At 61.9% G+C, this 22,032-nt stretch carries 13 protein-coding genes; 4 read left to right on the top strand and 9 right to left on the bottom strand.

The window, feature by feature from the left end; genetic code table 11:
- Window positions 1-123 precede the first annotated feature (123 nt).
- Entirely contained in the window at window positions 124-2,172 is a 2,049-nt protein-coding gene (locus RW095_RS21565) for a hypothetical protein (protein ID WP_317018237.1), read from the top strand.
- A gap of 254 nt (window positions 2,173-2,426) precedes the next feature.
- On the opposite strand, the gene RW095_RS21560 is transcribed toward RW095_RS21565, so the two are convergent.
- From RW095_RS21560 to tssF, 6 genes are all read right to left on the bottom strand, one after another.
- On the bottom strand, window positions 2,427-2,681 hold the full coding sequence (locus RW095_RS21560) for a PAAR domain-containing protein (RefSeq protein ID WP_317018235.1): 255 nt from the start codon (window positions 2,679-2,681) through the stop codon (window positions 2,427-2,429).
- Between the two features lie 24 nt (window positions 2,682-2,705).
- Entirely contained in the window at window positions 2,706-3,620 is a 915-nt protein-coding gene (locus tag RW095_RS21555) for a hypothetical protein (RefSeq protein WP_317018234.1), read from the bottom strand.
- A 431-nt stretch (window positions 3,621-4,051) separates the two neighbouring features.
- On the bottom strand, window positions 4,052-4,681 hold the full coding sequence (locus tag RW095_RS21550; RefSeq protein WP_317018232.1) for a hypothetical protein: 630 nt from the start codon (window positions 4,679-4,681) through the stop codon (window positions 4,052-4,054).
- A 2-nt stretch (window positions 4,682-4,683) separates the two neighbouring features.
- Window positions 4,684-6,915, bottom strand: a complete 2,232-nt coding sequence (locus RW095_RS21545) for a peptidase M23 (protein WP_317018231.1) — start codon at window positions 6,913-6,915, stop codon at window positions 4,684-4,686.
- A gap of 40 nt (window positions 6,916-6,955) precedes the next feature.
- Window positions 6,956-9,112 carry a type VI secretion system Vgr family protein gene (locus RW095_RS21540; RefSeq protein WP_317018229.1) on the bottom strand — a complete coding sequence of 719 codons (2,157 nt, stop codon included), beginning with the start codon at window positions 9,110-9,112 and terminating at the stop codon, window positions 6,956-6,958.
- Window positions 9,113-9,290: 178 nt separating this feature from the next.
- Window positions 9,291-12,251, bottom strand: coding sequence for a type VI secretion system baseplate subunit TssF (gene tssF, locus RW095_RS41550; RefSeq protein ID WP_394365113.1), 2,961 nt, complete (start codon window positions 12,249-12,251; stop codon window positions 9,291-9,293).
- Between the two features lie 789 nt (window positions 12,252-13,040).
- Here tssF and RW095_RS21525 point away from each other — a divergent pair.
- The 3 genes from RW095_RS21525 (at window position 13,041) to RW095_RS21515 (ending at window position 16,448) form a co-directional block, all read left to right on the top strand.
- The gene (locus tag RW095_RS21525; protein ID WP_317018228.1) at window positions 13,041-15,245 is read left to right on the top strand and encodes a VTT domain-containing protein; all 2,205 of its coding nucleotides are present in this window, start codon (window positions 13,041-13,043) and stop codon (window positions 15,243-15,245) included.
- Complete coding sequence (locus RW095_RS21520) at window positions 15,242-16,018, top strand: endonuclease/exonuclease/phosphatase family protein (RefSeq protein ID WP_317018226.1); 777 nt, start codon at window positions 15,242-15,244, stop codon at window positions 16,016-16,018. Before RW095_RS21525 ends, RW095_RS21520 begins: the two co-directional genes overlap by 4 nt.
- Before the next feature lie 121 nt (window positions 16,019-16,139).
- Window positions 16,140-16,448 (top strand): hypothetical protein, encoded by a 309-nt coding sequence (locus tag RW095_RS21515; RefSeq protein ID WP_317018225.1) that lies wholly within the window; start codon window positions 16,140-16,142, stop codon window positions 16,446-16,448.
- Between the two features lie 20 nt (window positions 16,449-16,468).
- Here RW095_RS21515 and RW095_RS21510 read toward each other — a convergent pair whose 3' ends face one another.
- The 3 genes from RW095_RS21510 to RW095_RS21500 all read right to left on the bottom strand — a co-directional run bounded on the left by RW095_RS21510 (window position 16,469) and on the right by RW095_RS21500 (window position 21,992).
- A complete protein-coding gene (locus RW095_RS21510; RefSeq protein WP_317018224.1) occupies window positions 16,469-18,757 on the bottom strand; it encodes a DNA-binding protein in 2,289 nt (762 codons plus the stop codon).
- Window positions 18,758-18,918: 161 nt separating this feature from the next.
- A complete protein-coding gene (locus tag RW095_RS21505) occupies window positions 18,919-20,289 on the bottom strand; it encodes a PQQ-dependent sugar dehydrogenase (protein ID WP_317018222.1) in 1,371 nt (456 codons plus the stop codon).
- Between the two features lie 38 nt (window positions 20,290-20,327).
- Entirely contained in the window at window positions 20,328-21,992 is a 1,665-nt protein-coding gene (locus RW095_RS21500; protein ID WP_317018221.1) for an alpha-amylase family protein, read from the bottom strand.
- Window positions 21,993-22,032: the final 40 nt, after the last annotated feature.

Raw genomic sequence — 22,032 nt, 5'->3', positions numbered from 1 at the left:
AAGCTGCTTCCATGTTTCGCATAACATGTGCCGCGCTCGTAACTCCGCATCAAGTTGCTTTGTAAGCTGCCGTTAATCTTGTTGACGTTCCAACACAGATTGACGAGAAGCTGAGAGACAACAATGCATTTCCTGCGCGCTTCGGGCGCTTTTACCGCCCTCCTCGCCCTGCTGCCGATCACGCTTGCCGGCTGCGGCGGCACCGTCAGCCAGCAGCCTTCGATCCGCGGCAGTGTCTATCTCGGGTCAGTTTCCGGCGCGACCGTCGCCGCCTATGCCGTCGACGCAAACGGGCACGCGGCAGCGACACCGCTCGCGACCATCGTCACGGACGCCGACGGCCGCTTCGTGTTGCCGCGCGCCTTGCACTGGCCGCTGCTCGTGCAATCGACCGGCGGCAGCTATACCGAGGAAGCGACCGGCGTGCGCGCATCGGTCGGACAAACCGTGCTGTCTGCGGTGTATCTCAGCGAGCCGTCGACGATGGTGATCACGCCGTATTCGACCGCGGTCGTCGTCGATGCGCAGACTGCCGGCGGATTCACGGCGTCCAATGTTGCGGCTGCGGCCACGCGAGTCTCCGCGTTCCTCGGCGGCATCGATCCGCAGCAGACGGCGCCCGCCTTCATGGCCACAGGCAGCACGGGCAGCACGGGCAGCACTGCCATCCCGGTCGCCGACGGCAACCGCATGGCGTTCGCGCTCGGCGCCGAATCGCAAAGCCGTGTCGATAACGACCTGAACGTGGCCGCGAGCGTGCAGAGCATCGTCGCGCAGTCCACGAACGGCGACACCCTCGCGGCCTGCCACGCGGGGGCGGGCAACGTCGCAGCGGACGGCTCGCTCACCGCTCCCGTGGACGACGCCTGCTACGTCACCACGGGCGCCGCGAACTTTGCGACGAACCCGCTGAACCGCTCGGGCGTAACCGCGCTCTCGATGCTTGGCACCACGCAGGCTTCAGACCACCAGACCGCTAGCGCGTCGGCGAGTGCGTGCGGCGACCGCGTGGCGTTGCTCAATGAAAACCTGTGGCTCTTCCAGGGACGCAAGAACAGTGTGCAGGCGTCGCTCGTCCCGGGCATGACGAGCACCAACTGGTCGACCTATCCGACCACGAGCACGTGGGGACCGCACACGGCCATCTATGGCGCAATCTCGGCGCCGCCGGCCTGCACGGACATCGACACCTTTAGGCGCGAACTCGTGATGGCAATCGAGAACTACTGGGTCGATCAGAACCTCAACTACTGCCACCATCACGTTCCCGGCTGGACGCCGCCGGAAAACACCGCAAGCATCGACTACCGCGATTCGTCGGCGGGCAGTACGAGCGGCGGCGCGGCCGACCCGCATTCGCCGAAAATGACCTGCACCGCGCAGCGCGGGGCGGACGGTTCGCAGAGTGTCCAGACGTCCACGGCGCAAACGCCGCCCGCCATCGGTTCGGCGCTGATGTGGAACGGCGCGGACTGTTCCAACTTCACGTCGTGGGTCTATAACTTCGCGGGACTCGCGACCCATCAGTTGTCGGGCGCGATCGGCGTGCAGGCGTGCAGCACGCCGTCTTCGGGCCTGGATCCGCTGACGGGCGTGCTGCTCGACATCAACCGAGGCAATCTCGCGACCATGGAGCAATACCTGCTGCCCGGCGATCTGCTCTATGTGACGCAAAAGGACACCGTAGGCAGCGGCACGTTCGCCGCCGACTACAAGCTCGCGCACGTCATCACATGGACGGGCAAGCGCTTCAGCGATCTGCAGGCCGGTGCCGATCGCGCGAAGTACGACCTGAGCCGCATCGGCCAGCCGGATTCGCGGCTTGGCGGCGACTTCCTGGCGCTGCTGGGCCCGACCGACACTGCGGCCAACCTGGGCCAGCCGGGACACGACCCGTGGATGATCATCGACAGCCATTACGCCGGTCCCGCGTATCGTCCGTTTCTCGGCTGGTATGCGGAGCGCCTGTCGCATGTGCGGCGCATTGTCGGTGCCGACGCGGTCGCAACTGATCCGCATCTCGAAGACTATGTGATCAAGCCATTGCCGCAGAGCAGGAAAGGCTGGTTGACGCTTGCCTCCAGGCGGGCGGGTGCGACGGCCACGAGCGGCTATCGGCTTATCTATCAGACGAGCGGCGCGCAGTCGTGCTACCAGGCTGGGACGCCTTGAGGCGGGAGGGGTTGGCGGGGCCTGTTCTGGAGTTCGTCGTGATAATGGCTTGCGGTGCGCCGTTATCGTGAATCACATGCGACGACCGCCGTAGAAGATTTCAAGGTGTGGCCTGCTGTAGGTGCGAGTCGCGCTTCGTTTCCGCCGATGTCGGCTGCGAGCATCAGGGCCGGTCTGGTCAACTTTGCGGCGCGGTTGATCGATTTCCGGGGGTTGGCGTATTGCGGTTTCATGAGAGTCTGAGTTCGGCACGTTCAGTCAAGTAGCCAGCCGTCGTCACCTTCGACCAATGTACCGCCGTGGCTGGTCGTATCGCCCTTGCGGGCGACGCTCGAACCGCCAAACGTGGTGGACGAGCCAGTAACGATGACAGCACCGCAACTTGTTAGATCGCCTATGCAAGCGACAGCTCGGCCGTTGACCGTAACACTGCTCGTGCCACTGATGACGGTGCCTATCCCATGCATGGGGCAGGAATGGCGATGACCTAGGAGGACGACGGGACGCATGGGAAATTCGATGTGCCTGTTGGATTAATGGCAATGAATTTTGTAAAGGACCGGATTACTGGCAATCTGCCACTCGCTTCCGATGCTTTCCAAAATGTATGAAAAATGTGTGCGATACTTTTTCCCATCGAAGCGGTAAATCACAACATCGCTTTCGCCCATATTTTCGCGGGCTTCGGTTTTTAGCTCAGGAAGTCCATTACACCAATTCTGTGTTTGATCGAATGAGCCATCATCAGCGTGCAGAAGCAGTACGGGAGATTCGGATGTCAGCCTGAATAACCACGACTGTGAATTAACCTGGCTGGACCTCGTATCAATGTTGCAATCAGCCCAAAGGAAATTCCCATGCCGGCTCGAACATGCGCTTATTAACGCGCCGTTTGCGCTGCATTGCTGTTTGATGCTTGCAATAACTGAGCGCGCGCCCGGGCCGAGCCGGAGCGCTGCTCTGTCGTCAATCGTTTTCCGTACCTTACATATCCGATCATGTACACTTTCTGCCGAACGCTTTGAATTTAGATATATCGGCTCCAGTTTTTTGATTACGTCTCGCAAGGTCGCCTTCAAACACGCCGTGTTCTTGCAAGACGCTAGTTTTGCATTCTGTGCCTGAACTATTTCAAATAGCGATCCCGGATCGCCGACAACCGCTATTGACGCATACTGAAAAAATACCGCTTTGAAAAGCAAAGACGGAACTGCAACGTCTGCACAGGCTCCTTTTGGATATCGCCTACGGGCTTCCGCTACCATACGTTGAGTCTCAATGTCAGTTTCGCCGGAATAATCGCCACAAGGCGCAAGCCAAGCTTGGGTAGAGATGTACGCCGGCGAGAACTGACTAAGAGATGGTATATCCAAATTGTTTGCTGGACGGGCATTAGGCAACCAAATCATGAAAAGGACAACGACCAATATTTTAATGATGAAGTTCATAGAACTGGTTTTGCATCGGTGAACATGAACAATCGGTATCATCTCTAAACCAAATCCCTTGAGCACACTATCGAGATACTAGAGCGCTACATGCCTTGGCTGACGTCAATCTTCCAACATTTTCACGGCATTCTATGCAAAGCGGCTTTGCGGGATGAGCAACCAACCTTATCCCGTTACAATCATCGACTTCCTTCGTTGCGCGACAGAGAACGAAGTCGATCCTGTCTCTTGCGAGTTGGCACGGAAGCAAATGCAGACAAGGGTTGTTAAGAAAATTAACTTGCGATTCATTACAGCAACTCCTTTATTCGACTCGTGTTTTTCTGTGGCACGGCGAAGTCTGCATCTGGGGGCAAGTCGGCAGGCGATTGAGCATGATCGCCCTTTAAAAGAATCGGTTGGCATGCTACCAATTCTGATATGAAACATTACCAACATATCGTCTTACCGGTTTGGCACGGATCGACCATTTTCGCGGGAAGCGTTTTTCTGCTCAGTAACACTGTCCGACCGGACGGTGAAATTTTCACAAGTTCGGCGACATAGGTATCTCGATCTTTTGGGTGAAAGCCAACAAGCCGCGTTGGGACAAGATGATTGTTCCTCACCTCATAGAAATAACGTGTGGACTGATAGCGTCCGGTGCCGCTAATCAGTGTCGAGTACGCATTAGGAATGAACTTGTCGCGTACTAGTTCCGGTGCTTCGCCGAGGTCGATCAAGGTGCCGGTCGGCAACATCTTCCAGTAATGCATTCCTGTTCCATCACGTCCTTTACCTGTCGACACGCCAATACCTACTGGGGATCCAGCGTCAAATCTGATGTTTGTGTCCAGTCTAAGCACGTATGCATTGCTTTCATATTTCGTTTGAACTGTCGTTTCCACTCCTTTGAGGAATACAGTCACTGTGATATTCCCGTCGTTATCGGATGCAGGACATGATTTAGCGGATAGGGTGCCACCGACAGATTCTGGAAGTCGTGCTTCAGCCGTTTGTCCATCGCTACACTCAACGGCAATTGACACCGGGCTGGTGAGCAGCAGGAATAAGAACATTGTTATATGGCATCGCATAAGATTTTTTTCGCTCGTTCTGTACGACTTCTCCGCGATTGGAACGTGGACTGATCGTAGTAGTTAACTTTTTGGGAAACCAAAATAGATTGTGAGGCAACACCGGAACTACCATTCTCCTCGTCGCAAACCCTGTTGATTCCATGCGTGACCCAGTACCATCCAGCGACATCAAGCGGATTTAACTCATTATCGGTGCTTCGCGCTGAAATCCTTTGTGGATCCGATATTATCGCCGGACGGATAGAGTGGTCTCTCGGAATGGACCACCACCCTTGCGCGTTCCACCACTTTTTATCAAAAGATTGTTGCAACAGCCATCCCCGAAACATCCAATAAGCAGCATATAACGCCCGGCCGGTGATCTGTAACGCACCCCGACCTCTAAACTTTATTCCGTCACCCGAATCGTATTCATTCCCTAATGTGTTGTGCAGACGTTCGTAACCTGCCCCTCGGACAAAATAGGAATACGAATCCGGTCCTTGATAGTAGGTCCCAGCGGCCTCATATTCTTTGCTCGCGCTACTATTTCCGTGCTCTACCATTGCCCCGTGCAAGTCACCGGTCTCATGAGCCACCTGACCAAGGAAATGGCTAATCCTGATTTTATTTCCAAGCATGTACTTGGCGGTGACCATATTTATGGATTTTTTAAAGCGCCGAATGTCATTCGGGATTGCATGAGGAATTATTTGCCTTAACTCGTCGCCTGATAGCCACCCACACTTTCGAAACGTCTGGATAAACCGCCCCGGATGAAAGTGGTAATGAACCTTGTCCAACGCAAGACCCTGGGCCTGTGCATCCTCCCAGAACGCGAGCGCGGCATGGTGCGCCTTAAACTGTGCATAACCTGCATCGCTCAACCCGGCGGGCGCTATGACATTCGCCGGCAGATCATTGGGATCGCCGCCTTTGACCCATGCCCATCGCGTATCGAAGTCCGCCCTTGACCACTCGGTGGGCATCTTCACCACGCAGTAACTCAGGCGTTCGCGGATAGAACCGTCAAGACTGCGTGCATAGGCGCGTGCAATGTGATCGCGCCGCTGCTGCGGCGTGGCGGCACCGCTGGTTGAGACGCTAACCGGATCGAGCATGTCAGTCAGCACATCGGAATCGCACCGGCTATTACCGTCGGCATCGTCGTCGATAATCGTCCATCCCAGCCAGTCGGGAAAATCGGCATCGCTGTAGACCCGGACGCCCCGGCCGTTCAGGTCGGCATAGACCGCCGTATGGTCGACCGGTGAGTGAATTTGCCGGATATGCGGCAGACGTCCCTGATAAAGGTCTGTCGCTGCCGGCGCATCCGGCCCAATCACCCGGCCAAAGCGCAGCATTTCATAGCCCGCGCTCGGGCAGCCAGGATAGCGCTTCGTCGCCCGTTCGTACAGGCCATAACCGTCTTCGGGGGTCGCAGAGCCGAGTACTGCGCCGCGGATAGTGCGCGTGGTCAGCGTAATCAGTCCCTGCGCTTCGCTCATGCTCACTATCGCAGGCGCCGTGGTGCGGGCGAGAACCGGTGTCTGCCATGCAGGATGGCCCGGCGTGGCCACCGATGGGTCGGTCGCATATAGAGGCGTATTGGCTGGTAGAACAACATGCGTGTCACCCCAAAGGCTGCTGGTACGCCCCTGTTCCGCAGCCAGCGGCCCCTGGTTGCGCCCCATCAGCGCTGCGACGCTGGCAGCATCAGCCACAATCTCGAAGTGGATACGATTGGGCTGCCCATAGATTGCGCCTGCGCTGCCGATGGCGTCCTTGCGATACACCTTCTGCCCATGCGCCAGTTCGACCGGATGGCCGTTGACCGTTCGAGTGGCCAGCGTGTGCAGATGCTGGTAGATCGAGTAGAACACGACGTTCACTCCGTCACCTATCTCGGTCGCGTGCTTCAGGATCACCACGCCGTTGCTTGTCCAACCTGCGTAATACAGCAGTGGATGGGCGGCGATCACCGCCGGATCGTCCTGATGTTGAGGAACGGGCTCACTGTTGCGGGCAAACACCACCTCGCCATCCGCAATGGCCCGCACCGGCTCAACGTGATTTCCCGTACCCGGCGCATCCAGGTGGATGCCACCGTGCCAGCCAAATTCACGGCTGACCGGGAACGCACCTTTGCCGCTGCGTTCGCCCAAGGTGGTAACCGGTTGCGTGGGGTCGTCTTCCTGCGCGTCGGCGCTCAGAAACGGCGGGCTGATCAGCATGATGGGGACTTCCTGAAATTCATATTCATCTCGATGTGTGTTATTCGGAGAGCGGCAGATGGTCCACATCGAGCAGACGGCCGAGTAGCGGAATACCTTGCAAATCGGATGCGCCGCCGCGACCCGATTCCTGGGTTACCGAACCCTTGAGCTTGATCGCTACGCCATCAAGCGTGATACCGCTGTTGTCGATGGTGACGGTGCCGCCCGGCCCCTTGATGACCACCCGGTCGCTGGACTGCAAGGTGTACAGCCGCGTCCTGCGCACAATGCTTTGCGCGGCCTGTAGCTGATGATGGCCCTGGACCGTATGCTCGACATGGCCACCTGTGCTGATGTGATAATCAGCCGCGATCTTCTCCGTGCGGCTATTACCGACGTTGCCGGTGTAGTCCTTGGCGACTGTCAATCTGAGATTACGGCCCACTGCAAGCGAGTCATCCTGAGTGATACGGTGCGCGCGGTCGTGACCGATCTCGACCTGCTCGTCATTGCCTACATGCTTCACGCGATCATGACTCACCGTAACGGTCTGGTCGTGCTCGACCGCATGCACCTCGTCGTTTTCCACCTCGGTACGGAGGTTTTTCTCCGCATGGATCCACAGTTCTTCCGCGCCTTTCTTGTCCTCGAAGCGGATCGCGTTGGCGGTGTGATAGCCGCCTCCTTTTGTGGAGCGCGATAGCGTCCCGCTCTGCGTCGCGTGATCCGGCAGCTTCCACGGCGGCATGCTCATCGCGTTGTACACGCGTCCGGTCACAATGGGTCTATCCGGGTCGCCGTTCTCAAAGTCCACGATAACTTCTGTCCCGACCCGCGGAATGTTGATGCCGCCAAAGTTACTGCCCGCCCACGGATACGACACGCGCACCCAGCACGACGAATTCTGGTCGTTGATAGCCGACCGATCCCAGTGAAACTTGAGCTTCACGCGCCCGTACTGATCGGTCCATATTTCACTGCCTTCATAGCCTGTCACGATTGCCGTCTGCGGACCCGTCGTGCGCGGTTTAGTCACCGTGCGGGGTGGCCGGAACATCGTGGTCGCCGGCTGTACTTCGAACGTCGTGCTGACCCGGTACTCGCCTCTTCCGCTCGCATCGCCAATTTCCTCCGCGTCGAGGCTCGAACGGATCACCAGATACTCGCGATTCGCCGCGTCCTGCGGATGACCCGCCAACGTGAAAGTCGTACCGCACACGACATTACGCAGGTTGCCCCGACCTTCGGCGCGCTCACCTCGTGAACGGATTTCCTGCATGCGAACCCGCGCGAGCTGCTCGCCCTGCTCCGCGTCCGTGTAGTCGCCCGGCCATTCATAGACCGTAAACTGGTTGTGCGCTGTCTTCTGCGGCAACGCGTTCTGCACGGCCAGATCGGCTCGCGGCTTCGTGAAGTCGAAATCGTCGGTCGTCCAGATTCCCGACTGGATACTTTCCGTGGTGTCGAAGTGGCTTACGTATTCCGTGTCGATTTTTCTGCCCGGCGGGTAGTACGGCAGTGTGTGATACGCCTCGCTTACCACGCGCTTGTGAGCGCCGAGGTTATCGACCAGCACCATCCGGTGTACGCCCTTCGAATGCTCGTAAAACCAGTAGATGCCGTGCTCTTCCATCAACCTCTGAATGAACGAAAAATCGGATTCACCGTATTGGACCTGATAGACGAGCTTCGGATACGTGCCCCCCAGGCGCTTGACATAGGAGTACATGTAGTTGCTCTTCAGCACCTCGTCGATGATCTCGATAACCGACCGGTTCTGGAAAATCCGGTAGTCCGTACGCCGCTCTGCCAGCACGATCCACGGCTTGAGGATCAGCCGGTAGCGGTACTGACGGTTCAGTTGCTCAACCAGACTCGCCGCGGTGACAATGCCGCTGATCTCGCGTTCGCCCCTGCCGATATTTGCGGCGTTTGTCGTGCCCGCCATGCCGGAAACGAAGGTACCCATGCCGTCCAGTTGCACGGTCACCGTGAGTTCCTTGCCGACCATCGCCTTCAGGTCCAGATTGGCTGCGATGCTGTCGGGCAGCAACGGATTGAGTGGCGTGACCAACCCCAGTTGGTACTCGTAAATCTTCGACAGCGCTTCCTCGCCCCTGATGGAGCGCAATTGAAGCGCAGGCGCGCCGTCGTCGAGCGTGGGCAACGCGGCGCCGCTGACCGTGAAGGTACGCGGGGTCCTAAAGTTCAGCATGAGCGCCTTCCTCCGCGTGATCCGGACCAGTCGCCATCCGCGCAACGGACTCGGTTATGCCGGGCGTGCGGCGCCCAACGCTTCGTCATGCATGTCTGCATCGATCGTTCTCCATGAATGCCGGTGTCCTGCCCGGATCGCGCCGGCTGGCCTGCCATGTGTTTCAACGTGGTTGTGCTCATGCGACTCCGCGCGTGCCCATACGCACAGGCCACGTCGCCACATGACCGCGCTGCACCGAGCGCAATCGCGTTTCAACGAACGAATGGGCCGAAGCGCCCCGCGCGAGAAAACGTTCGAGAATCAGGCCGAACAGGTAGGGACTCACGCCATGAAAGCCCGTTTCGTCAACCGTGATCTCGCACTCGGCGCCGCAACCAAAAACAGGTTGTCCGTTGCCCGGCAGCATGCGAGTGACCGTGCGCATCCTGACATCGACCAGACTTTCGATCTGCTGCCGGTAAACCTCGTCACCCGGAGCGAGGAACAGCCCCAGTAGATTGCGCAGGCTGGCGGCCGACGGGTCTTCCAGTGCCAGGTAACTGAAGCTCAACAGGCGAATCAGCCGCCAGGCGGTTTCCCGCTCCGCATACGGTGCGCGTGGCGCGCTCGGTGCGCGGATGAGACCCACAGCAAGAACAGAGGCAGACTGTTCAAGCGTCAGGTCGTCACGCCCGTCAGGAGCGATCAGGTTCGGGAGTTCGCGATTAGTCAGCAACGCGCTTAGCGCCAGGTAGTTCATGCGCTCGCCGTAGGGTTGCCCGTCGTGGTCAACCAGCGACACGAAAGTTTCCGTACCGACGTAAGGCGTGCGCGTGCCGTAGCGGCGACCTGACAGTTCCGTCGTCAAACGGCGGGCGCAACGCGTGGTGAAATAGCGTCCGTGGTTGCCTTCGTCGTTCGTCAGCGGCTGGTGCAGCGGCCGGAATTCGAGCGGTGCCGACGTCTCGCTGACCTGGCCGTACAGCGTCTGAACGGAAAACACTTCATAGTCCCGCGGCTTCAGTACGTCCGGGACCAGTTGAAATTCCGTGCCGGTTTCTGGTAGTTCGACGGGGTCGCACGTGCGGGGAAAGAGGTTGATGACGGGCGTGCAGAAGAGCGCGAAGTGTGAGACATCCACGCGTTCCGCCAGTGCTCCCGTGAACTGGTTCAGCAGCACGACGATTTCCGCCTCGCGCCCACGCACCTGACGCAGGCCCGCTTCGAGCCCCGTCAGCGTGAAGAAATAGAAACGCGACGGGCAAGCAGAAAACTCGTGCAGCAGATTGTGTCCATGAAACTTCGGCCAGACGAGCGGCAAGAGGCTCTGTCCGGGATCGAGTCCCTCGTGTATCACCGCGTCGCGGCTTACGGCGTGGAGCGGACTGCCGGGCGTACCGAAATTTCCGGGCTCTCCAGTGATGGATGCGACGCCCGCCACATGCAGCAGTTCGAACAGGTGGGATGCCACCCGCTCATCCCCGGCCAGATACACCGGCAGACGGTCGAGCCCCTGCAACTCTGCAATGCCGACTTCGCCGGTGGTACGCAGTCGCAACCGCAACGCGCCACGCACCTGTGTATGCCCCGGCACGTACCGGTCGAGCGCGGGAATGTCCGGGGGAATGCCGGTCAGCCGCGCGCTCACGATCTCCAGCGGATACAGCGCCACGTCCTGGCTGCTACGGAACTCGCACGACGTCTTCTCGCCATCGGGCACGCGGCTTGTGAACGTCGCACCGCGCGCAACCCGGATGCCCTCGGCGAGATTGCCCTCTGTGCCGTTCCGATAGAGGCGCGCCACAGCGATGGAAGGCGTCGGCGCCACGAAATTCGGATATACGCATTGCAGCAGCGGCTGGGTGAACTCGGGGAACCGGGCATCCAGTTTCATGCGCATGCGCGCGGCCGTGAAGCTGAATGCCTCGATCAACCGCTCGACGTACACATCCCCAATCTCGCCCGCCTGCATGCCCAAGCGCCTTGCGATTTTCGGATGCGCCTGCCCGAACTCGGCGGCAAGTTCGCGCATGTACAACAACTCTTCGTTGTAGTACCTCAGTAGTTGTTGGTCCGTGCCGGTATCCGGATGTTGATTGGATGGAGCGGCGCTCGTCGCCGGTTGCTTCAGGTAGTGCTCCGGTTCGAAGCGCATGCCGGTAATGGGTGCGCAGGTGGGCGCATGGCCAAGCCATCCGGACCAGCCGAGTCGTTGGGTTCCTCCCAGCACCGCAGGCGGTGCGCACTGCGGCTTGATACGTAATTCCAGCTCCCAGCGGGAACCGCGTCCGATGAATTCCATCACGCATGCGACCAGCTTCGGCAGGTCCACGCCCTGCGGCGTGAAGCGCAGGTAGGCGTCCATATCGAGCGGCCCGACGATAATGCGAAACTTGTGCTGGCGATCCGGCACCTGCTCGCCAAGCATCGCCCCCATGGCCAGCGTCGACGACTCCACGGGCTTTCCCAGGTAGCTGTGGTTCGCAGGCGCGGTTTCCATCCAGTGAAAGACGTATTCCTCAATCGCGACGGGCACCCCGAAGTAATGCTCAAGCGTTGCCTGGAGCCCGTCCGGATTGCGCGCTTCGCGCACCAGGTGCGCGGATGCCGCCAGACGCGCATGCGCAGGAAACGGCTGATGAGCAATTTCGTCGACATGGTGGCCCGTGAGGCTCGCGATATAGAACGAAAACGCTTCGTCATCCGGTCGATCAAGGCCTGCGGCAGCCTGGCCCGAGGCCCACGCCCGATACAGCAGCGTCAGATAGCGGTGATGAAAGATATCGAGAAAATTGACCAGCGTCGGATCGTGCCGGTTCTGCTCGCGCTCGCGTGCGATCTCGGTGACGTGAACCGGCAGCGGTCCGTTCGGCCCGAGCATGCCCAGACCCAGAAGCCGGATCTTCAGACGCCCATTGATCTCACGCGCGTCGGCGATCTCGCGCGGAGCGAACGCGAGGCTCGGCGCCTGCCCAAGACGGAACGGTTCGGCCTGTGGACGGCGTGCGGTGCCGACCGGATCGAGACGGGGATCGGCGCCGATACGGCGCAGCAGGGAGATAAACCCGTAGCGCCAGGGTTCGTCCAGCAGCCGGCCGACACTCTCAGCAGAAAGCGCCACCTCGGGCATGGCCGGGTTTGGAGCGCTGTAGGCCATCACACCTTGTCCCTCGCGCTCATAAGCAGACCGGAATAGCAGTAGGATTCCTTAGCAGCGAGTCCGCAAGCACTTGCCGTTTCCGCAGACGGTGTATCCCACGCTGAACGAGCGCAGCGGTGGATGACGCATGCTTCGTACGCGTAACGGCATCGACATTCGAGCGCGCTGGAGTGTGAGAATGTTTAGTGCATCTGCTCATGACGTGTCTCGCGTTTGTTCTTGGCGCGGCCAGGCGTTGCTACCGGCTGCCGAACGCGCATGCGTGGGATTGACTGGCCGTTACACGCTAGCAGTAACCGGCATAAGGCAAGTTCGACTCAAACGCTCGCTCATTGAAAACGACGCGTGGACGCAGCCGCTCACCTGTTTGCACACGCATTGCCGGCGAGGCGAATGACGAGTACGCCAGATCTGTTCGTCCCTGTTTGCGGCCCGATCAGTCTAGAACGGATCGGATTCGGTACGCATGCTGAAGGCGGGCAGCGCTGCTAATTCAGAAAATTCTGCGCGGCATCGTTTGGAGATCCGACGCCACGCGTGACTGATCCCCATCGATCAGCGCTAGACAATGACCCGCGAAGCATCGCGCACGACTCCCGCGCAAAAACGCCAGTCGCCTTACGACGAGAAATCACCGCTCACCGCCGCCAAAATTTCAAAGGCTACAAAGCACAACTACAAACCGCCGACCGGTTGACACGCGAAAACGGCTGACGACAGCACCTCTCCCCGCCATGGAATGCCAATTGCGTCCGCATATACCTATTGACAGTCGCATGGACCGCCATGAGTGAACCCGACCCGATAGAATCCGAACTGCTCGATGCGCCGTCGCGGGACACCGCCGACGCGCCGCCCGCCGTCCCGAACGGCGAGGTGATGGACACCCGTTCGACCTGCGAATGGATTCTGAAGGCGCACCGCGCGAGCGTGCTGATCGACGCCGCCTCCTACTATGCGGTGTTGCGCGAGATGATTCCGCGCGCGCGTCATTCGATTTTCATCCTCGGATGGGATATCGACAGCCGCATCGAACTCGTCCCCGGCGGCGTCAACGACGGCTTTCCGCCCAAGCTCTCCGAATTCCTGTGCGCCGTGCTCGACGCGAATCCGCAGTTGCGCATTTATCTGCTCGGCTGGGATTTCGCGATGCTGTATGCATTCGAGCGCGAATGGCTGCCGTCCTACAAGCCTGCGTGGCACGGGCACCGGCGCCTTTCGTTCCGGCTGGACGGGCGTCATCCGCTGGGTGCGTCGCATCACCAGAAAATCGTCGTGATCGACGACAGCCTCGCGTTCACCGGCGGCATCGACCTCACCGGTTCGCGCTGGGACACGCCCGAGCATCGGCTTGACGATCCGCTGCGCAAGAATCTCGGTAAGACGAGTTACGAGCCGATGCACGACGCGCAACTGATGTTTGACGGCCCCGCTGCCGCCGCCATCGCGCATCTGGCCCGCGAACGCTGGCGCCGCTCGCGCCGCAGCGGCAACGCCGGCCGGCCGTTCAACGGCAAGCCGCCGCCGCGCACCGATTTGTGGCCGTCGGGCATCGAACCCGATTTCACCGACGTCGACCTGGGTATTTCGCTCACCGAGCCTGCTTACGACGGCAGGCCCGCGATCCAGCAGGTGAAGGCGTTGCATCTGGCGACCGTGGCCGCCGCGCGCCGCAATATCTATATCGAGAATCAGTATTTCACGGCGAATTCGGTCGGCTCGGCGCTGCAAAAACGCATCGCGGAAAACAACGGCCCCGACCTTGCGGTGATCTGCCCTTACCGGCAAAGCGGCTGGCTCCAGGAAGCGACAATGGGCGTTCTGCGTGCCCGTCTGCACAAGCTGCTAAAAACCGCGGACTGCAACGGCCGCTATGCAATGTATGCGCCGGCCGTCGATGCCTCTAACGGTCGATTCATCAACGTCCACAGCAAGATCATGATCGCCGACGAGCGCTTGCTCGTGATCGGCAGTGCCAATCTGAACAATCGGTCGATGGTGCTCGACTCCGAGTGCTGCATCGTCATCGACGCCCGCGACAATCCCGTCAGACAAGCAGCGATAGCACGCATTCGCAACCGGCTGCTCGCCGAACACCTCGATTCGAGCGAAGCAGACGTGGAGCGGGCGCTCGTGCGCCATGGGCGTCTCAACGCGGCCATTGCGAGCCTCAAGGGACATTCCGCGCGCACGCTCGAACCGTTGACGCCGGAGGTGCCGCCCGAACTGCGCGACATCGCCGATCAGGTTCACGTTCTCGATCCCGAAGCGCCGATCGCGGCCAATGAACTGCTCGCGCAGTTCTTGCCCGAGCCGACGCGTCGTCCCGTTATTGCGAAGCTGCTGGTGCTCGGCGCGCTCGCGCTCGGCGTCGTCGCGCTGACCATTGCGTGGCGCTTCACGCCGTTCGGTCATGAGTTGAGCTTCGCCAAGCTGAGCGCCGACACTCAACGGCTCGCCGCAACGCATTTCGGTCCAATCGCGGTGGTCGCGATGTACGCAGTGGCCGCGCTGCTGTCGGTGCCCGTCACCTTGCTGATCGCCGTGACCGGGCTCGTGTTCGGCGCGATAGCCGGGGCCGCCTACGCGCTCGCCGGGACGCTGATTGCCGCGGCGGCGGGCTGGGCTGCGGGCGCCTGGCTGGGGCGCGACGCCGTGCGCGAACTGGCCGGCGAACGCCTGAATCAGCTGAGCGAACGGCTGCGCAGCAAGGGGCTGGTCGCAATGATCCTGCTCAGGCTCGTGCCGGTCGCGCCCTTTTCGATTGTGAATCTCGCGGCGGGCGCATCGCATATCCGCTTTTGGGATTTCATGGCGGGCACTGCGATCGGTATGGCGCCGGGCGTGGTGCTCGCGACATCGTTCGCCCGTCAACTGGTGACGGCGCTCACGCATCCAACGCCGCTTTCGTTGCTGCTGGTCGCCGCGATCGGCGTCGCGCTCGTCTCGATGTCGCTTGTCCTGCGGCGCGTGCTGTTGAGGCGGCAATGAGCGGCCGAGCGAACGATACCGTGACGCTCGACGAAGCGCAGCCCGCGCCGCGCGTGCGAACGGTGCCGGCCCATGCGAGCGATGCCGGCGAGCCGCTGCGCATCGCCACCTACAACATTCATGGGGCCGTGGGCACGGACGGCAAACGCTCGGCGGCCCGTATCGCGCAAGTGATCACAGCTCTTAAGGCCGACGTGGTCGCGTTGCAGGAAGTGCCGCTCGGCGGCGCGGCGAGCATCGACGTGCTACGCGAATTGCAGGACCTGACGGGCATGCACGCGGTGCCGGGGCCGACGCTCGACGGCCCGGACCGGCGCTTTGGCAACGCGGTGCTGACGAATCTCCCGGTGCGAGCCGTGCGCACGCTGGACCTGTCGTTCGGCAGCCGCGAAGCGCGCGGCGCGCTCGACGTCGACATAGAAACGGGCCATGGCGTGATGCGTATCGTCGCGACGCATCTGGGCCTGTCGGCGCGCGAACGCCGCGCGCAGGTGCGGCTGCTGCTGGAAGCGTTCGATACGCCCGATCTCCCCGTAATCCTGCTCGGCGATCTGAACGAATGGTTCGTTTGGGGATGGCCGCTGCGCGCGCTCCTCACGCGCTTTGGCCGGGTGGCTGCGCCGCGCACGTTTCCTTCGCGCTTTCCGACTTTTGCACTGGACCGCGTGTGGGTGCATCCGGCCGCGCGTCTCGTCGATATCGAGGTGGATCGGAGCGAGCCGGCGCGCGTCGCGTCGGATCATCTGCCGCTCGTCGCGCGCGTGCTGCGCTGAGCCACCGATACACGGGCATTCGCAACCGTGCAGGCCAAGGCTGATGGAACGGCGCGTGCTGCGTCTGCAGTACGCATTGCACGTAAATGCCGTTCGTGACGACCCAGCCAGGAGATGACCCATGACCGAGCAGCAAGACGCTTCTTCCTCTTCTTCGAACAGCGACCCCGCCACGCCGCCCTCGCCGTCCACGCCTTCGCAAGAGGGCTTGTCGGGGCCGGGACCGGCTCAGCCGCGAGCGGTCCCCACACCGGCGCCGGGCACGCCGCGCACGCCCGGCGGCAATCAGCTCAACGCAATCGACGAAGCCGATGCCGACAAGGTCGTGCCAAAGGACCCCAAAGAGACGCAACTGCGCGACACGACCTCGCCGCCGGGCGCGGGCAGCCACAGCATCGACGACGACGGATCGCCGCCCAAGCCGTTATAAGCACGCGACGCGCCGACGCGTCACGCTTCGATCTTCGATATGACCGCGGTTGCCGGATCGTACCGATAGCCCTTCTGTTCGAGGCGCTCGGCGAGCGTCGCGCTAATGAGCTTTTGCTGCGCGTCGCGCGAAACCAGATCGTGATCGGGTTTTAGCCGTTCAAGCTCGGACGACAGCCGTCGTAGCAGCGCGACCTCCGCCGCGCTGCGCGCGTCGAGAAAGGTCACTTTCTGATTTGTCGCGCTGAGCCGCTGCTTGAGTTCCTTTGCATGCGCGACCCACTGCTCGGCCAACGCGCGAAGTTCGCTGTACGCCTTCTCGTGGGCCTTCGCCTGACTGGACATCTGACGGCGTAGCGACGCTATTTCGTCGGCCATCACCGCTTCCTTCGATTCGGATTCCGGCGACGGGCTATCCGGCGACGGGCTATCCGGCGACGGGCTATCCGATGACAGACGCTGTTGCTGAGCATGTTCCAGTCGTTGCGCGTGTGCTGTTTCGAGCTCGGCAAGCTGGCGCTCGAGGTCTGCGGCGCGCTGTTCGGCCGCCTCGGCGCGGCTCGCCGCCGCCGCTGCCTGCTCTGCGAGCCGGCTCGTCTCCGCCGTCGCCGTCGCATTGGCTTCGCTCATGGCGACGAGCTGTTCGCGGGCGGCATCGAGTTCCTGCTGCACACGTTCGACCTCGGCGCGCTGGGCGGCCGCTTCGTCGCCGTGAGCCGAGTTCGCCTCGCGATGCGCCGCCAGTTCGGCGCGGGCCTGATCCAGTTCGATCTGCAACGCCGCAAGCTGCGCGAGGCTTTCGCTCGCCTGTAGCGCGGCGTCTTGCGCACGCGACGACGCCGCGCCAGATTCCTCCGCCCATCGCTCCACTTCTCGCGCGTGTGCCTGGCCAGCCTCACCCAGCGTGGCCGCCTCGTGGCGCGCGGCGTCGCGCTCTTCGATAAGACGCGCGATTTCCTGATCCTTGGCGACGGTAGCGTTGCTCAACGCTTCGCGCGCCTGGCGCTCTTCGTTCAAGGATGTTTCGGCGGCTTGCAGCCTGGCTTGCGCTGCCGACGCACGCTCCTCCACCTCTGCAATGCGTGCTTGCGCCGCCGATGCGTGTTCCTCGGCGCTTTCTTCGACATGGGTAACGCGCGCTTGTGCGGTCGACGCACGCTCTTCGGCCTCTGCGGCTCGCGCCGCCGCGCCGGCTGCCCGTTCATCTGCCTCCGCAATGCGCGCCTCTGCCGCCGAGGCGCGTTCCTCGGCCTGCGCGACGCCCGCTTGCGCCGCTAATGCGCGTTGCTCTGCCTCTGCAACGCGCGTTTCCGCTGTCGAAGCGCGCTCTTCGGCTTGCGCGAAACGCGCCTCTGCCGTGGCTGCCCGCTCGTCTGCCTGTGCAAGGAGCGCTTCTGCTGCCGACGCTCGTTCCTCCGCTTCCCTGATGCGCCGCTCGGCGTCCGCTGCCCGCTCCTCAGCCTGTGCGGCATGTGCCTGCGCAGTTGCAGCCCGCTCTTCGGCCTGGACGACACTCGCCTGCGCAGCCGAAGCCCGCTCCTCGGCCTGGGCGACGCCCGCTTGCGCCGCTAATGCGCGTTGCTCGGCCTCTGCAACACGCGCCTCCGCAGCCGAAGCCCGCTCCTCAGCCTGGACGACACTCGCCTGCGCAGTCGAAGCTCGCTCCTCAGCCTCTGCAACACGCGCCTCCGCAGTCGAAGCCCGCTCCTCAGCCTGGACGACACTCGCCTCGGCCGCCGCTTCGCGCTCCTCGGTCTGGGCCACGCGCGCTTCCGCCGCCGCACTGCGGTCCTCGAGCTCGGCGACGCGCTCCTCAGCGGCTTTCGCCCGGTCCCGCAACGCCGAGAGTTCGGTCGCGAGGCGATTCACCGCGTCTTCCGAAATGCTCAGCGCGTTCGTGAGCGTCGCGACGCACTCGCGCGCCAACTCGGCTTCGGCCAGCGTGTTCTGGTACTCGACTAGCGCCTCGTCGCGCTCCGCGGCAATCGCACCGGCGTGCTCACTTGCCACGGCAAGACGCTGATTGACGACGCGCTCGGCTTCCTCCCGGGCGCTGGCCCACACATTGCCCGCGGCGTTCAGCATGGTTTGCGAAACGTCGTCCGGCAAGCCGCTCGCCACAGGCGCGGCATCCGGCGCCGGCTGCCGCGCTGCACGCCAACGCTCGAGAGCCGCGGACACGGCGACGATCGAACCGCTGCGCACCTCTCCCCAGACCGCCAGCGCGGAAACCTTCTTGCCTTCGCCAACCATGCGGTCCGCAATGTGAGCCACCCGTTCGTCGGTGACGGTGTCTGTTTCCATGGACATGAACGCCTCGAAATTCAAAGTAAGCAGGCGGAGATCGAGCCTTCCGCGCCGTCGGTAGTGGGCGGTATTTTACCGGGCAATTCCGGGAGGCTTCGGCGGGACGTTCCGAGGCGGCCCGCTCCTCGAACGCGGCCCTGCCGTGTCGCATCCGCGCTCACGCGTCAGGTGCCGCTGTAAACGACTTTCCAGACGACGTTGCCCACATCGTCGGCGACATACAACGCGCCCGCCTTGTCGACAGCGACACCGACCGGCCGCCCCAATGCATGCCCGTCCGCGCTCAGAAAGCCGCTTAGAAAAGTCTCCGGCATCCCTGCTGGCCGGCCATCGGCGAACGGCACGAAAATGACCTTATAGCCGCTATGCTGCTTGCGATTCCATGACCCATGCTGGCCGACAAATGCGCCGCCCCAGTAATGCGGTGGAAAACTCTTGCCGGTATAGAACGCCAGTCCGAGCGACGCCGTGTGATTGCCGAGTGCATAGTCCGGCGCGAGCGCGCTGGCCACTTTGTCGGGGCGCTGTTCCTTCACACGCGTATCGACATGCTGCCCATAGTAGCTATAGGGAAATCCGTAGAAGCCGCCGTCTTTCACCGCGGTCATGTAGTCGGGCACGAGATCGTCGCCCAGTTCGTCGCGCTCGTTGACCGCGGCCCACAGTGCGCCGCTATCGGGTTGCCAGTCCATCCCGTTCGGATTGCGAAGGCCCGACGCGAACACGCGCGAGCGCCCGGTCGCAAGCGTGAATTCGAGGATGAGCGCGCGGCCCTCTTCCGCCTGAATGCCGTTCTCCGCGACGTTGCTGTTCGAGCCGACCGTGACATACAGGCGCTGTCCGTCGCGGCTCGCCACGACATTCTTGGTCCAATGATGATTGATCGGCCCCGCAGGCAGATCGGCCACCTTCTCAGGCGCCGCGGTGATTTGCGTGTCGCCCGCGTGGTACGGAAAGCGCAACAGCGCGTCGGTATCGGCAACGTAAAGAGAGTCGCCGACGAGCGCCATGCCGAACGGCGAGTGAAGCCCCGAGAGGAACACGGTGCGGCTCTGTGCGCTGTCGCCCTGGCCGCGCAGCAGCACGATCCGGTCGGCGCTCGGCACGCCCGCGCCCGCGCGTTTCATGACCTGCTTCATCACCTGTTTGCGAATCCAGCCGACGATGCCCTGATCCTCGTCGTGCTCAGCCGGCGCATTACTCTCGGCGACGAGCAGGTCGCCGTTCGGCAGCACATACACCCAGCGCGGATGGTCGAGTCCGCTCGCGAACGCCGTCACCTTGAAGCCTTCCGGCGCAACAGGCACGCTTTGGCTGTCGCGCGCCTGAACGGGCGCGATGTTCACCGTCGGCAGCAGCGACGTTTGTGGCGCGGGCAGTGGCGGATGCGGACCCAGACCGGTGTCGCCGATATCGGCCGTACCGGACGCGCACGCCGCGAGACTTAAAGTGAAAGTCAGCGAGAGACTCAGCGCGAGTATCCTCGCGACCCCGCTCTGGCGCGTTTTGCCAGATCCGGCGTGTTGCTTATTCATCGCATTCGCCTTGCATGTTGCGGACTCCGTGACTGTGTCTAGATTTCGCTGCGCTTTAGCAGATAGTCGAGCCCGCCGACCCGATACCATCGGTAGCCATACGGTTCGAGTACGACCGCGTGGCGGCCGTCGTCCTCCTCTTCGCTGTGGTCGTCGGAGAGAAGGTTGATGAGCCGGTTCTGGCCCGGCTCGTTGCAGCCGGAGCGGAATTTCACCGTGCAGGCCTCGGCGCAGAAGTTGTGCAGGCACAAAACCGAGTTGTTGCGCCAGTCGAAACGAAGCGCAAGTACGTCGCTGCGCGAGGTGCGCAGCACCTCGAAGTCGCCCCAACTGATTTCGGGCACCTCGCGGCGCATGCGGATCATGCGTTCCATCCAGTTCAGAAACGAATTGGGATCGCGCCGCTGGCTCGCCACATTGACGCGCTCAAAGCCGTAAGCGCCGCCGCTTATCACGCGGCAAGGCGGCTTTGCATGCTTGGTGAAACCGCCTTGCGGTTCCGTCGACCATTGCATTGCCGTGCGCGCGCATTCGCGCTCGGGTAGCCGCAGGTCGTCGCCCATGCCGATTTCGTCGCCATAGCGGAAAACCGGCGTGCCGGGCAAGGTCAGCATCAGGCTGTAGGCAAGCTCGAGCCGGCGCCTGTCGCCCGCGAGCATCGGCGCGAGCCTGCGGCGTATGCCGCGCTCGTAGAGTTGCATGTCGGGCTCGGGCGCGAACGCCGCAAACACGGCCTCGCGCTGTTCGGGCGTGAGGCGGCCGAGATCGAGCTCGTCGTGATTGCGCAGGAACACGCCCCACTGCGCGGTCGCCGGGCGCGGTCTGGTCGCCGTGAGCGCCTTTTTCAACGGTGCCGTGTCGCCGGTTGCCAGCGCGTAGAACGTGTTCTGATTGAGCTGGAAGTTGAACATCATCTGCAGGCGTTCGCCTTCGTCGCCGAAATACTCCAGATCGGTATCGGGCAGCACGTTGGCTTCCGCGAGAATGATCGCGTCGCCCTGACGCCATTGCAGGAACTCGCGAAACTCGCGCAACATGTCGTATTGCTCGACGGGCTCGCGCACTTTCGGGCCTTTCGTGGCAATGACGAAAGGCACGGCGTCCATGCGGAACCCCGACACGCCGAGCTGGATCCAGAAGCCCATGATCTTGAGCAATTCGGCTCGCACGTACGGATTCGCGGTATTCAGGTCCGGCTGGAATTCGTAGAAGCGATGGAAGTACCAGCGCTTCGCCTGCTTGTCGAAAGTCCACGTCGACTTCTGCACGCCGGGAAACACCACGCCGTCTTTCGCATTGGGCGGCTGCCTGTCGGACCAGACATACCAGTCGCGATACTGCGAATCAGGATCGCTGCGTGCTTCCCGGAACCAGGGGTGCTGATCGGACGTGTGATTGACCACAAGGTCGATCATCACGCGCAAGCCGCGCTCGCGGCACGCGTGCGTGAACTCGGAAAAGTCGCCGAGCGTGCCGTATTTCGGGTCCACGTTGTAATAGTCGGAGATGTCGTAGCCATTGTCGCGGCCCGGCGAGGGCTGGAAAGGCATCAGCCAGATCGTCGTGACACCCAACCCTTGCAGGTAGTCGAGCCGGCGCAGGAGGCCCTTGAAGTCGCCGACACCGTCGCCGTTCGCGTCCATGAACGTGCCTACCGAAAGGCAATAGACGATGGCGTTCTTGTACCAGAGATCGTTGAGCATGCGGTCTGTGTGTGGCACCAAAACAATCGATCGTTTAGGG

The sequence above is a fragment of the Paraburkholderia kirstenboschensis genome (genome assembly GCF_032806925.1).
Lineage (GTDB): Bacteria > Pseudomonadota > Gammaproteobacteria > Burkholderiales > Burkholderiaceae > Paraburkholderia > Paraburkholderia kirstenboschensis.
The sequence above is the reverse complement of the archived record's forward strand: the minus strand, read 5'-3'. Positions and strand labels throughout refer to the sequence as shown.